This window comes from Pediococcus sp. M21F004, from assembly GCF_051122535.1.
Classification (GTDB): domain Bacteria; phylum Bacillota; class Bacilli; order Lactobacillales; family Lactobacillaceae; genus Pediococcus; species Pediococcus inopinatus.
The window spans coordinates 372,935-386,380 of record NZ_CP177314.1 but is presented as its reverse complement, the minus strand read 5'-3'; the positions used below and the strand labels follow the sequence as shown (position 1 = coordinate 386,380).

Below are 13,446 nucleotides of genomic sequence, written 5' to 3'. Positions count from 1 at the left end.
CGGTATTATTTCAATTTCAAAGATATCACAGGAAGACTGATATGACAAGGCTTTTAGTGTGATTCGTCAAAATAAGTAACCATTTTCTTAAAAAATAACGAGATTTTTAAGAATTACTTACGTCGTCGCTCAATTAAGTGCACAGGCGTTCCAGAAAAGTCGAAAGCCTCACGAATTCGATTTTCTAAGAAACGTTCGTATGAAAAATGCATCATTTCTGGATCATTTACAAAAATGACAAATGTAGGAGGCTCAGTACTTACCTGCGTACCATAGTATACTCGGAGACGCTTGCCGTTGTCACTAGGGGTTGGATTAATGGCGATTGCGTCCATTAACACGTCGTTAAGTGTAGAAGATTGCACACGGCGACGATGGTTTTGATCAACCTTTTCAATGAGTTCAGGAAGTTGCGAAAGTCGCTGGTTAGTAATCGCCGAAACAAAGATTATTGGCGCATAGCTAAGATAAGCGAATTGTTCACGAATCCCCATTTCAAATTCATGAAGCGTATGATTATCTTTCTTTAAAGTGTCCCATTTATTGACAACAATGATAATCCCTCGGCCAGCTTCATGTGCGTATCCGGCAATTCGTTTATCTTGCTCACGAATCCCCTCCTCAGCATTTAAAACGACTAGAACCACATTGCTATTATCAATGGCCTTCATCGCACGCATAACACTATATCTTTCGGTGTTTTCGTAAACTTTTCCTTTTTTACGCATTCCGGCCGTATCTACCATGGTAAATTCATGACCCTCAGGCGTTGTAAATTTAGTATCGATGGCATCACGGGTTGTCCCAGCAATATCAGATACAATAACACGGTCTTCACCCAAAATTGCATTTACAAGTGAAGACTTCCCTACGTTAGGGCGACCAATCAAACTGAAACGAATTGAATCGTCGTCTTCCTCTTTTGGTACATCTGGAAACTCTTTAACAACCGCGTCTAATAAATCACCCAAACCAAGTCCATGACTACCAGAAATTGGGTAAGGATCCCCAAAGCCAAGGCTGTAAAAATCATAAATTTGTTGTCTTAATTCTGCATTATCGGCCTTATTAACGGCCAGAATAACAGGTTTATCAGCCTTATATAGAATTCGCGCTACTTTTTCATCAGCGTCAGTTATTCCTTCTTTAACACTTACCAAAAAGACAATAACATCAGCTTCATCAATTGCAATTTCGGCCTGGTCTTGAATCTGGTTAACAAATGGTTCATCACTGATGTCAATACCACCAGTATCAATCACACTAAATTCGTGTCCAATCCATTCACTATGTGCATAAATTCGGTCACGCGTAACACCGGGAGTATCTTCAACAATCGAAATTCGATCGCCAACAACCCGATTAAAAATTGTTGATTTTCCCACATTGGGACGGCCAACAATGGCAACAACAGGGTTTGCCATAGTAAAACCTCACTTTCTTGTTTATAAAAAAGGCTGTGAAATAATCACAGCCTCAGTAATTGTTATTTTAAATTACTTTTCGTCATTATCGTCTTGGCTATCTTGGAGTGCTTTACCAATTAAGTCGCCTAATGTAAATCCAGTACTTTCCTCTGGAGCATCATTCCGGTAGTTATTTGCTGCTGGACGTTTGCTACGAGGTTTACTGTTATTATTAGAGCTACGTTTTGGTTCAGCAGACTTAGGAGCTTCTTCCAAAGCCTTAATCGAAAGTGCCAAACGATGAGCATCTGGATGAACTTCCAAAACCTTAACTTTAATTTTGTCGCCAGTTTTTAACACATCACTTGGATTCTCGATATGTTCATGAGAAATCTGAGAAATGTGAACTAAACCTTCAACACCTGGGAATACTTCAACAAAAGCACCAAAGTCAGTTAAGCGACGTACTGTACCTTCAAGAACGGAACCAGCAGCAGCTTTTTCCTCAATGTCATCCCAAGGACCAGCCAAAGTTTGTTTTAATGATAATGAAATTCGTCCACGATCTTCATCGATTGAAAGAACTTTAACATTAATCTTTTCGCCAACTTTTAACTTATCTGAAGGCTTGTTTACATGCTCGTAAGCAATTTCAGATACATGAACTAATCCATCAACACCGCCAAGGTCCACAAAAGCACCAAAGTTAGTTAAACGAGCCACAGTACCTTCAACGATATCTCCAGCCTGTAAATGTTCCATTAATTCTTGTCGTTTAGCTGCATTCTCTGCTTGGACAATAGCTTTATGGGATAAGATCAATCGGTTTTCTGCTGGATCGACTTCAACAATTTTTAGTTTTAAAGTCTGACCTTTATAAACGTTAAGATCTTCAACGTAACGATCTTCAATCATTGAAGCAGGAATAAATCCACGAACGCCAGCGTCAACCACTAAACCACCCTTTACAACTTGTGTAACAGGTGCTTCAATTTCTTCACCATCGTCAGCTTTTTTCTGAATATCGTCCCAAACTTTGCGGGCTTCGATACGTTTGTGAGAAAGTAAGTAACTGCCGCCCTCTTTGTCGTTTCCAATTTTTGAAACAACAACAAGATCCAACTTGTCACCAATTTTAACAGCATCGTTAATATCATCGATATGAGCAGTTGAAAGCTCACGCAATGGAACAACACCTTCAACACCGGTACCTTCAATACCTACAATAGCTTGTTTGTCATCGTCAATGTCTAAAACCTCTCCAGTTACGACATCACCAATTTTTACTTCTTCCACACTATTAAGTGCGTTTAATAAATCATTATTTTGACCTGATTCGTTTTCGCTCATTACGAATTTCCTCCTTAAGAACACTATACTAATCTATCATAGCTGAAATTGACAATAAAAGCTAGTTAAATAAATTAGAATCCTTATTTTATTTTTTTATTAATAATTTTAGTAATCTCTTTTACAACCTGTTCAATGTTCATTGAGGTTGTATCAACTTCAATGGCATCAGCGGCTTTAGTCAGCGGAGATGTTTTTCTAGTTGAATCTTTTCGATCCCGCGTTTCAATCTCATCTTTTAATTTTGACAAAGATGTATTAATTCCTTTGGCGATATTTTCTTTATATCGACGCTCCGCACGTTCATCAACGCTGGCAATCAAAAAAATCTTCACTTGTGCGTTAGGCAAAACTGCGGTCCCAATATCACGTCCGTCCATCACAATGTTACTTTGAGATGCAATGTCTCGTTGACGGGCAACCAATTCAGTTCTAATGCTGGGTAAACTGGCAACTGTTGAAACTGCATTTGTAATTTCAGGTTGCCGGATGGCTTCCGTAACTTCTGAATCATTTACAAAAACATGCTGGACTGGATCACCAGGTTTAAAAACTATTTCTATCTGTTTTAGCATTGCTAAGATTGCGGACTCATTGGTGAGTTCAATTTTGTCATGCATAGCTTGTAATGTTACTGCTCGATACATGGCACCAGTATCACAGTAGATATAGCCAAACGCGGTTGCTACTAGTTTGGCAACCGTACTTTTTCCAGCAGATGCTGGTCCATCAATTGCAACCTGGATATTTTGCATTTCCATGTTATAAAACGACCCCTTATTTAATTATTTTACGCGCAAACGTTGACCAGGTGTTAATTCGGAACTACTTGTTAAGCCATTTAGTTCCATTAATTTTTGTTGCGTAATCCCATTGTTGACAGCGATTCTGTATAATCCTTCTCCAGCCGGAACTGTGACATATTTTTTATTTGTGCCGCTTGAACTGCTTGAGCTTGAACTACTTGAACTTGAACTGCTTGAACTCGAACTAGATTCTGATGCTTTAGAACTAGCTTTGGCTTTAGAACTAGATTCAGCTAAAGAACTACTTTTGGCCTTTTCACTTGAAGTACTTTGTGCCTTCGATTTACTTTCACTAACAGAACTTGCTGCCTTTTTTGATGCTTTTTCGGCAGATGCATCTGCAATTTTTTGGCTAGAAGCACTAGCCTTTTTTTTGGAGGAAGCAATTTGAGCATCAGTTTGTGGTCGATTAAAATTATTCTGATTGTATTTATAAACCACAATTGGTGAAATAAATAGTAAAACAATTACGATACCTACTAAAGTAATTATTAGCTTTGTGTATCGATGTGATTTTCGACTTGCACTTCTTGAAGGCTTATCAGTTGTAAAGTGCTCTGTATCAGGTTGTTTACTGTCTTTGTGCTCGTTTTCAGAATCATTACCATTATTTTGATTCATTTTTATTCCTCCTAGAAAAAACTACCAGAACAATTGTAACATATTGATAAAAAAACGTGTTCATTTTTTTGACGGGAATAAGTTTTCAAGCCTTATTTTCCATGGTATTAATCCAGTTTTTGAGTTTTTCGAATCCTTTTTGACAGGTTCCCAGTCCAATTTAAGCTGACTAACCTTTTCCGAAGCATTATCAATGCCACAACAACTTGAAGAATGGTCGCCAAACTGTTCATCAAAATAGGCAAGCAGTTTTGTGCGTAGACAACCTGTTTCATTAACGAAATCTAACATACTGGTTAAACTAACCTGTTTTGCTAGTTGTCGTGTCTGGAAAATTTGTGTAACTTCTTCCGAAGTGTTGTTTTGATCACGATAATAGTCAAGCAACTGTCGTTGATCCTCATCAAAAGAAGCACGACTTTCTGGTCTGGCAAAGAAAGTTTGAATATTTGCTGCACTTGGAGTTCCTGCCAAGTTTAAAGTGCTTGGGATATATTCATCTCCAGGAGCATAAAGTAAGATTGCGATACTAGCTTTTTGATCACGGCCAGCACGACCAATTTCTTGTAGATAGTTTTCCAAGTTTCCGGGCATGTGGTAATGAATAACGAACCGTACATTGTTTTTATCAATTCCCATTCCAAAAGCACTAGTGGCACATATTAAATCAATATTTCCATGCATAAATTGTTGTTGAATTCGGTAGCGATCCTGGAGATCAATGTCCGCATGATACGCAGCAACTTCCCGATCAGTTTTTTGTGCAATTAACTCAGAGATCTGATTAGCGACTTTTTTGCTAGAAAAATAAATAATTCCGGGTCCCTTGAGTAAAGAAACTAAATCTAATAATTTTTCATTTTTTTCTGAAGAAGATGTACAATGTTCAATTTCTAAAAAAATGTTTGGTCGATCAACTGAATGAACAACTTGACTAACCTCTGTCGAAGCAAACCCCATTTTTTTAATAATATCTTCTCTAACTGTAGCTTTAGCAGTGGCAGTTAACATTAAAGTAGTTGGAGATCCGACTTGGCGAACGAGATCCTTTAATTTTAAGTAGGCTGGCCGAAAATCAGGTCCCCACTGAGACAGACAATGGGCTTCGTCCACAACAAACAAACCACAATTAATTTTGCTCAGTTGTAGTTGTACATCCGGTTGATCTGCCATTTCAGGGGAAACATAGATGAATCGATAATTTCGAAGATGGTTCAAAGCAAATTGCCGTTGATTATGGTCGAGCTTTGAAGTTAGCCCTATAACTCGTTTTTCACCTAGCCGATTTAAACGAGCAACTTGATCATCAATTAAAGAAATTAATGGTGAGATTACAATAACAGGTCGTTCAATTAAATAACCAAATAATTGATAAATTAAAGATTTACCAGTACCTGTAGGCAAAACAGCAAGCACATTTTCTTGTTCACAAAGTCGTTGAATAATTTCTAATTGTCCGGATTTAAATTCTGTGAATCCAAATTTTTGTTGAAGCTTTTGGTAAATGTGCTCGTTATTAATCATCATTTTTGGATTTAACCTCTCGAATTTGTAATAAACGAAATTCAAAAAAAGAAATTTCTGGTGCTAATTCTGTAACATCTGTAAATTGCCATTTTCCACTCGCGTTATCCTGTAAATATTTATGTAACTTATCTGGAAGCGGCTTTGATAAAAACGATTGAAAAGGAAAATTGTTCTTTAAAATGGCAGCTTCCAGCAAGTGTTCTCTTATAGTATTAACCTTAACCTTACGCTTTTGAGCAATCATCTCAATAGTATAATTATTCAAAAACTGCTGATAGGTTGTTGCACTACTCATAGAAAGTGGTGAGTCGTTAAGCCAGGGTGTAATTAACTGAGTACAGAGAGGATGATTTATCTGGTGTCCATCAGAGGACCACCGGATAAATTGGGTAATAAGGTCCAAGGTTTTTAACTGCCATTCAAACGAGGTTAGGTTTAAATTAGTTTCAATCTGTTGATCTGTAAGTCCAAAAGTATTATGACCAACAAAGCCGGCTACAAAGACGTCAGCATCTTTTGAATTAAGAGTTTCCAAGAATTCCGTGAGTTCCGCGTGAAATTCATCAGGAAATTTTTGAGTACTATTTATATGAAACCAGCGTTTACAAAAATTCATCACACGTCCCGAATACTGCAACGGGTAATAACGATTGTTTTGATACGCAAATTCAGAAGTGATTTGCACACTTAGATTTAGACAGTCTTGAATAACTGTTAAATTTGTATACAGACCAATTCCGCTGAATTTATATCGAAGAAAAGCTTTTTGCTTAGCCTCTTTACGTTGTTGCCCCGCTTGAGTAAGCTGAGCTTCTGTATCATGGATCTGAATTAAATTAGTTTGCGCAAGATATTTTTGATAATGATCAAAGGTATCTTGCTTTAGTTTAGGGAACAAATTAAAAAAAGGCAGAAGACCGTATTGCATTCCCCAAAAAAGATTGGAAACGGTTCTTCTCCCGATTAAATTGTTTAAAATAACTTTTGAGCGTCGCCATTCAGAACGTGAATAAAACTGCAATAAAAAGTCTGCGAAATCAAAATCTTTTTCCATATTATCTACCGCTTTATTAAACGTGTGATTTCATTTAGCTTCAGAGAACGCCATTCGCCTGATTGCAAACCGTCCAAAGTAAGAAAACCATATTTCTCTCGTTTTAGCTTAATGACTGGGTGATCAATTTTTTCGAACATTTTTTTAACCTGATGGTTACGGCCCTCATGAATAGTAAGCTCAATAACAGCAGTCTTCTTTGCTGGATCCGTACTAATAACATTGGTTTTTGCGGGAGCAGTCGCCTTTTTGTCAATTCGCACACCGTGACGCAACTTTTCCATCTGGTCATTCGTAGGAATCCCCTCAACTTTTGCAACATAGGTTTTTTCAAACTTATATTTAGGATGAGTCAGTTTGTTAGCCAGTTGTCCATCATTAGTCATCAATAAAATGCCAGAGGTGTCGTAATCAAGGCGTCCAACAGGATAAATTCTTTGTTGAACATCTGGAAAGTAACTCATAACAGTTTTACGATTTTTTTCATCCTTAACACTTGAGATAACACCTCGAGGCTTATAGAACAAAAGATAAACTAATTTTTCTCTCTGTAGAGGGATTCCATTCACTTCAATGCGATCGTCCTCATCTACTTTTGTGCCTAACGTTTTGACCTGCTTACCATTAACGGTCACATTACCGGCAGTAATTAAAGTTTCTGATTTTCTTCGTGATGCAACACCAGCTTCTGCCATAACTTTTTGTAAGCGTTCACTTGCCATGCTATTCATCCTCGTTTTCATGTAGTTTTTCATTAAATTGTTTTAAATAAAGATCTTTTGAACTAGATGAATTATCAGGCTGAATGTTTGGTAAAGCCGGTAATTGATCAATTGTTTTTAGACCAAAATAATCTAAAAAGTAATTTGTTGTTTTGTAAAGAATTGGTCTTCCAGGTTCTTCTAACCGCCCGGCTTCACCAATCAAATCACGAATTGTTAATTTTTGAAGCATTGTGCCACTCTGAACGCCTCTAATCTCGTCAATTTCCAGTCTTGTAATCGGTTGTTTGTACGCAATAATTGCAAGAACTTCTAGAGAAGCTGGGGACAGTTTCGTTAATTGTGGTGCGTCAAAATAATTTTTTATAACATCAGCTACTTCTGATTTGGCGGCCAATCGAAAAGTTTCCCCAAAATGTAAAACTGATAGTGATGAGTCGGAATCCATTTGATACTTTCTTGATAATTTGTCCAACATCGCCGTAATCGCCGGTTTCATAAATCCAGTCATTTCAGAAAGATCGTTTAAACTCAGGCCATCTTCCCCGCTCACAAATAAAAGAGCTTCAATTTTTTGAATATTACTGGTCATTTGCTTCATCACCTGAATTAAATAATTTGATGGCTCCTAGTCGTGTGGACTGCTGAAAATTAATTTGTTGTTTTTTTACTAACTCCAGCATGGCCATAAAAGTAACCACAATTTTTGTGGAACTAATCGTGTCTGTAAATAAGGAATTGAATGTCATTCCTTGTGGATGTTGAATTAAACTATTTTTAATCATTTGGATTTGTTCTGTAACTGAAACAGGATCATCGGTGATCGTCCGATAAATCGGCTGTGACTGGTCTTGTTTAATTAAGACCTGTTCAAAAGCCTGTTTGAGAGTCTCTATTGTTAACCCAGGTGCAAGATGTGCTAGTTGCATTCCATCTGGGACAGCAGCTTCTTCTCTAGTATAAGCCTGCTGGCGATTAGTTTCCTGAATTTGCAAATTTTGAGCAGCTTCTTGGTACTTTTGGTATTCTACCAATTGCGTGACCAGATCCAATCGTGGGTCATCCTCTTCTGTTGTTTCCTCATCAATACTAGGTTCACTTGGTAAGAGTAATTTACTTTTAATCCGCATTAAAGTGGCAGCCATAATTAAATATTCACCTGCAATATCTAATTTGAGCTGTTGATTTATGTGTAAATAAGCTAAATATTGCGCTGTGATTTCTGAAATTTGGATATCGTAAATATCCATTTTGGCCTGTTTGATAAGGTGCAATAATAGGTCTAAAGGGCCCTCAAAATCATTGATTTTTACGTTCGGTAATTTTCCCGAAGTGTCATTCTCCATGTTGATCAGGCTTTCCTTTTTCCCATCGGGCTAATGCAGGGGTGGTTTCTAGTGTCCCCATCATTTGTAAATCGGGGAAGTTTTTAGCTAGTGAGTCAAAAATTTCTTGTTCATTAGCTTGTGTTTGTTGTTGAGGAATAAAAGCCAGGTGATGCACCATCAAATATTGATCTTGCTTTTCTACACCTACCAAGCCAATAAAATCACCAGCCTCATTTTTTTGAAGATACAAATTACGATCGTCACTTGCTGCATACCAATCCAATTCTTGATTAATTCGATCGATATCTTTTAGACCTGGGATAAAAGACAACAAGCCCATGACAATTTTTTGGAAAGAATCTCTATATTTTACTAACAAGTTGAACTCAGCCTCCTAAGGGTCTGTTTCAATTCAAAATTCATAAACGTTACTAACAACTTTACCATATTTTAAAGAATGGGACAATTTTGTCCTAGGCTCTTGGATGATATTTATTGTAAACTTCCGTTAAATGTTTTTTTGTTACATGTGTATAAATCTGCGTTGTTGAAATATCTGCGTGACCTAATAGTTCCTGTACGGTTCGCAAATCCGCTCCATTTTCCAACAGCGTGGTTGCAAACGAGTGACGAAGGGTATGCGGAGTGACGTCTTTTGTAATGCCTGCTTTTTTCACAATCATTTTTAAATTTTTCCAAATTCCTTGTCGGGTTAATTGTTCTCCGTGATTATTCAAAAAAACAAAAGGATTGTTCTTCCCCCGTAATAATTGTTCCCGAGCGCCTTCCAAATAGATGGACAGCCAATGAATGGCTACGTCACCAATTGGGATAATCCGTTGTTTATCACCTTTACCAATTGTTGAAATAAGTCCCATTTCCAACCGCAAATCATCTAGCTTTAGATTTACTGCCTCGCTTACCCGTAAACCAGTTGCGTACATGACCTCCAATAAGGTTCGGTCGCGCACTCCTAGTGGCTTATTAGTGTCTGGCACCTGCAAAAGATCTTCCACCTCCTTACTGCTAAGGACCTGTGGCAAATGATGAGCTGCTTTTGGGGTGTCAATTTTTAACATTGGGTCTGTTGATATTTTGTTTTGCATGAGTAAATAATGGAAAAATTGGCGCAAACTTGTAACCGTGTGAATGACGGAATTTCGCGATTTATTTTGTTCATCACAATATTTCAAGTAATTTAAAATAGTATAACGATCAATTTGATTAAATTCTTCAATTTTTTGCGTCTTTAAAAAACTGAAAAATTCAGTTAACTCCTGTCGATAAGAAAGAACTGTGTTTTTTGCGAGTCCTTGTTCTACAACCAGCGTATGCAAATAATCTTGAAGGTCATTGTTCATTATTGTTCAACTCTAGTCTTCGTCTTCAGGTTTTAATTGTAATTCGGTTTTTGTCTCTGTAACAACTCCAGCCTTTAGTAAGTGGCCCACCGCACGTTTGAATTGCCCTTTACTTATGCCAAACTCGGTTTTTATTGCAACCGGATCACTTTTATCAGTAAATGGTAATGTGTGCGTATCATTGTGCTGTAACATAGCTAATAACATGGCCGCATCGTCACCGATAGCTTCATAACTACGAGGTTTCAACGAAAGATTTAATGTGCCGTCAGGGTGAACACCAATTACACGAGCAGAGACTTCTTCCCCTAAACGTGGTTCTTGTTCACGTTCGTTTGGATGAATGAAGCCTAGATAGTAATCACTTGTGATAACCAGAGTTCCCACTAATTTCAGTCGATAAACAGTGGCTTTTAAATTTTGATTTTTTAATGTTTTTGGTGCTGCTTGAGAAATTTCTTGAAAGGTGGTCTCGTCAGCCAGATTAGCCCAAAGTCTATTTTTATTATCTAAACTGAGGCTTACCATTAACCGGTCACCTTTTTGAGGCCATAGGCTTTTAATTGTTGGTAACTCATCTAGTGAAACAACAATATCTTTGTTTGGCAAGCCGATATTTACAAAAACACCCAAATCTCGTCGACTTTGTACGACAGTTCCGAATCCCATACGGCCAATTTGAATCTTGGGAATTTTTGAAGTGATTTGCAACTTGTGGTCCTCGTTTTCATAAGCAAATCCTTTAAAATGGCCTCCAATATGTAAAGGTTCTACTTGTTCTTCCTTATCCAATTGAAAAACAGCACCGGAATTTTGCAAAAAGTAATAATTTTCATTTTCATCGGTCATTTTGGTATCAATAACGCGTCCTAATAAATTGTTCATGTTTAGCTCCTTAAATATTTAATATTTTAAATTTTTATGTTTAGTAATTGAATGATACAAAAAGCAATTCCAGAGGCAATAATTGGCCCAGCAGCAATTCCTTTTAGGAAAACAACACCTAGAATAGTTCCAAAAACCAACGCAACTGTGACTTCAGGTGATACTGCCAGAAACCCTACCCCTCGTGCTGAAAGAATTGACACTAATATACCACAAAGAACCGCAATCCAGCCAACTGGTGATTTAAAAGCATTTAAAAGATCTTGAAAACTAATTCTGCCAGTTGCAATAGGAATTAAAATAGCAATCGAAATAATTGTAACTCCCCAGTTAATTCCTTGCTTTTCAACGACTTGCAAAATCTTTTCTGAATTAGGAATGCCTTTAAGAACGAGTACCGCAACAGTTGCGAAGATTAGGGATTGGTTTTTCCCCCAGATTGCAATTAGCAAAATACCAATTAAAAATAGCCAGCTTTCCATTTTGACTGTTCCTTTCGTTGTGTACTATGTATTAAAAAGACCGCTGTCTATAAACAGCGGTCTTTCCAGTAAAGAAACTACTTTATAAATAAGCTTTAGATAGCGTTTGAAGCACCATGATAGATAACTCCACGACGTGAATCAACAGTAATTAATTCATCATCTGAAAGAATTGATGTTGCGTTTTGTACCCCAACAATAACAGGAATTCCCATTGAGATACCAACTACAGCAGCATGAGAAGTTAAACCACCATTTTCAACTACAAGAGCACTAGATTTTTCAATTGCAGGTAAGTAATCTTTGTCAGTTGTCTTTGTAACAAGGATGCCACCTTCAACAGCTTTATCATTAGCTTCTTTTGCAGAAGTTGCGATGACTGCTTTGCCAATAACTGTTTCATCGCCAACACCTTGTCCAGCTGCTAACTTAGAACCAATTAATTGTAATTTCATCATGTTAGTTGTTCCACGTTCACCAACTGGAACACCAGCAGTGATAAGGATCAAGTCGCCTTCTTTAGCAAAGCCTAAGTCAACGGCTTTGTTGGCAGCTAAGTCAAACATGTCATCTGTAGTTGCTGGTTTGTCAGCAACGATTGGATGAACACCCCATTCAACTGTCAATCCACGACGAGTACGTTCGTCAAATGTAATAGCTAAGATATCAGCATTTGGACGATACTTAGAAATCATTTTAGCAGTGTAACCAGATTCTGTAGCAGCAACAATTGTTTTAACACCTAAGTTCTTTGCAGCACGCGCAACAGCAGCGCCAATTGTTTCTGTAACATCACTTTGATCAAACTTGTTGATTTGTAAGTTTCCATCTTCAGCCATAGCATTTTCAGCTTTTTCGTTGATCTTAGCCATTGTTGAAACAGCTTCAACAGGGTAAGCACCATTAGCACTTTCACCTGAAAGCATTGTTGCATCAGTACCATCCCAAACAGCATTAGCAACATCTGATGCTTCAGCACGTGTAGGACGTGGGTTTTCAATCATTGAATCTAACATTTGAGTAGCTGTAATTACAGGCATACCAAGTGAGTTACATTTCTTGATTAATGATTTTTGAACCAAAGGTACATTTTCTGCTGGAATTTCGACACCCATGTCACCACGAGCAACCATAATTCCATCAGCAACTTTCAAAATTTCATCAGCATTATCAATACCTTCTTGTGACTCGATCTTAGGGAAGATTTGAACATCTGTCATGTTCTCTTCTTCTAAAAGTTGACGAATATCAAGAACGTCTTGAGGTTTACGGACAAAACTTGCAGCAATAAAGTTGATATTCATGTTTTCACAACCGAAACGAATATCACTTGAGTCTTTTTCAGTAATCCCGGGAAGGTTAATTGAAACGCCAGGTGCGTTAGTTCCCTTACGTGAACCAAGAACACCGTTGTTCATTGCGTGAACAACTAATTCTTTGTTTGCTTCGTCTTTTTCGTCGACTTTAAAATCAAGTAAACCGTCATCAAACAACACATGGCCACCAACATGGACATCATCGTATAAGCCAGCGTAAGTAACCGCAATCTTATCTTTGGTTGTATCTAATGAATCATCCATTGAGATGCGTGCTTTATCGCCAGTATGATATTCTTGATTGCCATCTTTTTGAACTGTTGTACGGATTTCAGCACCCTTTGTATCTAATAAGATACCAACAGTTTTACCAGTGACCTTTTCTGCTTCCATAACTTTGTTGTAGCGGTCTAAATGCTCTGCGTGATCACCATGTGAAAAGTTGAAACGGAAAATATTTGCACCAGCCTCAATTAATTTAACAATCGTATCTACTGATGTACTTGCAGGACCAAGTGTTGAAACAATCTTGGTTTTCTTCATAACTATATCTCTCCCTTGATTAGTTTATAAAAAGACTTTAACGTC

The 13,446-nt window shown here is 37.5% G+C and carries 14 protein-coding genes; all 14 read right to left on the bottom strand.

Annotated elements, in window-relative coordinates:
• Positions 1–113: 113 nt before the first annotated feature.
• The 14 genes from der to pyk all read right to left on the bottom strand — a co-directional run bounded on the left by der (position 114) and on the right by pyk (position 13,401).
• Positions 114–1,424: a ribosome biogenesis GTPase Der gene (gene der / locus ACLHK8_RS02045; protein ID WP_063697498.1), complete on the bottom strand. Its 1,311-nt coding sequence runs from the start codon at positions 1,422–1,424 to the stop codon at positions 114–116.
• 72 nt (positions 1,425–1,496) lie between these two features.
• Complete coding sequence (rpsA, locus tag ACLHK8_RS02040) at positions 1,497–2,756, bottom strand: 30S ribosomal protein S1 (protein ID WP_057772158.1); 1,260 nt, start codon at positions 2,754–2,756, stop codon at positions 1,497–1,499.
• 83 nt (positions 2,757–2,839) lie between these two features.
• Entirely contained in the window at positions 2,840–3,517 is a 678-nt protein-coding gene (gene cmk / locus ACLHK8_RS02035; protein ID WP_063697501.1) for a (d)CMP kinase, read from the bottom strand.
• A 24-nt stretch (positions 3,518–3,541) separates the two neighbouring features.
• The gene (locus ACLHK8_RS02030) at positions 3,542–4,183 is read right to left on the bottom strand and encodes a LysM peptidoglycan-binding domain-containing protein (RefSeq protein WP_063697504.1); all 642 of its coding nucleotides are present in this window, start codon (positions 4,181–4,183) and stop codon (positions 3,542–3,544) included.
• Between the two features lie 60 nt (positions 4,184–4,243).
• Entirely contained in the window at positions 4,244–5,710 is a 1,467-nt protein-coding gene (locus ACLHK8_RS02025; RefSeq protein WP_082854847.1) for a RecQ family ATP-dependent DNA helicase, read from the bottom strand.
• The gene (locus ACLHK8_RS02020; protein WP_057772149.1) at positions 5,700–6,764 is read right to left on the bottom strand and encodes a helix-turn-helix domain-containing protein; all 1,065 of its coding nucleotides are present in this window, start codon (positions 6,762–6,764) and stop codon (positions 5,700–5,702) included. Before ACLHK8_RS02020 ends, ACLHK8_RS02025 begins: the two co-directional genes overlap by 11 nt.
• 5 nt (positions 6,765–6,769) lie before the next feature.
• Positions 6,770–7,486, bottom strand: coding sequence for a pseudouridine synthase (locus ACLHK8_RS02015; RefSeq protein WP_057772147.1), 717 nt, complete (start codon positions 7,484–7,486; stop codon positions 6,770–6,772).
• Between the two features lies 1 nt (position 7,487).
• Entirely contained in the window at positions 7,488–8,078 is a 591-nt protein-coding gene (scpB, locus tag ACLHK8_RS02010) for an SMC-Scp complex subunit ScpB (RefSeq protein ID WP_063697507.1), read from the bottom strand.
• On the bottom strand, positions 8,068–8,832 hold the full coding sequence (locus ACLHK8_RS02005) for a segregation and condensation protein A (RefSeq protein ID WP_063697511.1): 765 nt from the start codon (positions 8,830–8,832) through the stop codon (positions 8,068–8,070). Before ACLHK8_RS02005 ends, scpB begins: the two co-directional genes overlap by 11 nt.
• Complete coding sequence (locus ACLHK8_RS02000; RefSeq protein ID WP_057772141.1) at positions 8,822–9,193, bottom strand: hypothetical protein; 372 nt, start codon at positions 9,191–9,193, stop codon at positions 8,822–8,824. The genes ACLHK8_RS02005 and ACLHK8_RS02000 overlap by 11 nt, the downstream gene beginning before the upstream one ends.
• Positions 9,194–9,287: 94 nt before the next feature.
• Complete coding sequence (xerD, locus tag ACLHK8_RS01995) at positions 9,288–10,175, bottom strand: site-specific tyrosine recombinase XerD (RefSeq protein ID WP_063697514.1); 888 nt, start codon at positions 10,173–10,175, stop codon at positions 9,288–9,290.
• A 12-nt stretch (positions 10,176–10,187) separates the two neighbouring features.
• Positions 10,188–11,060 (bottom strand): CvfB family protein, encoded by an 873-nt coding sequence (locus tag ACLHK8_RS01990; RefSeq protein ID WP_063697517.1) that lies wholly within the window; start codon positions 11,058–11,060, stop codon positions 10,188–10,190.
• A gap of 26 nt (positions 11,061–11,086) precedes the next feature.
• On the bottom strand, positions 11,087–11,542 hold the full coding sequence (locus ACLHK8_RS01985) for a DUF441 domain-containing protein (protein ID WP_057772135.1): 456 nt from the start codon (positions 11,540–11,542) through the stop codon (positions 11,087–11,089).
• A gap of 95 nt (positions 11,543–11,637) precedes the next feature.
• Positions 11,638–13,401, bottom strand: a complete 1,764-nt coding sequence (gene pyk / locus ACLHK8_RS01980; RefSeq protein WP_057772133.1) for a pyruvate kinase — start codon at positions 13,399–13,401, stop codon at positions 11,638–11,640.
• Positions 13,402–13,446: the final 45 nt, after the last annotated feature.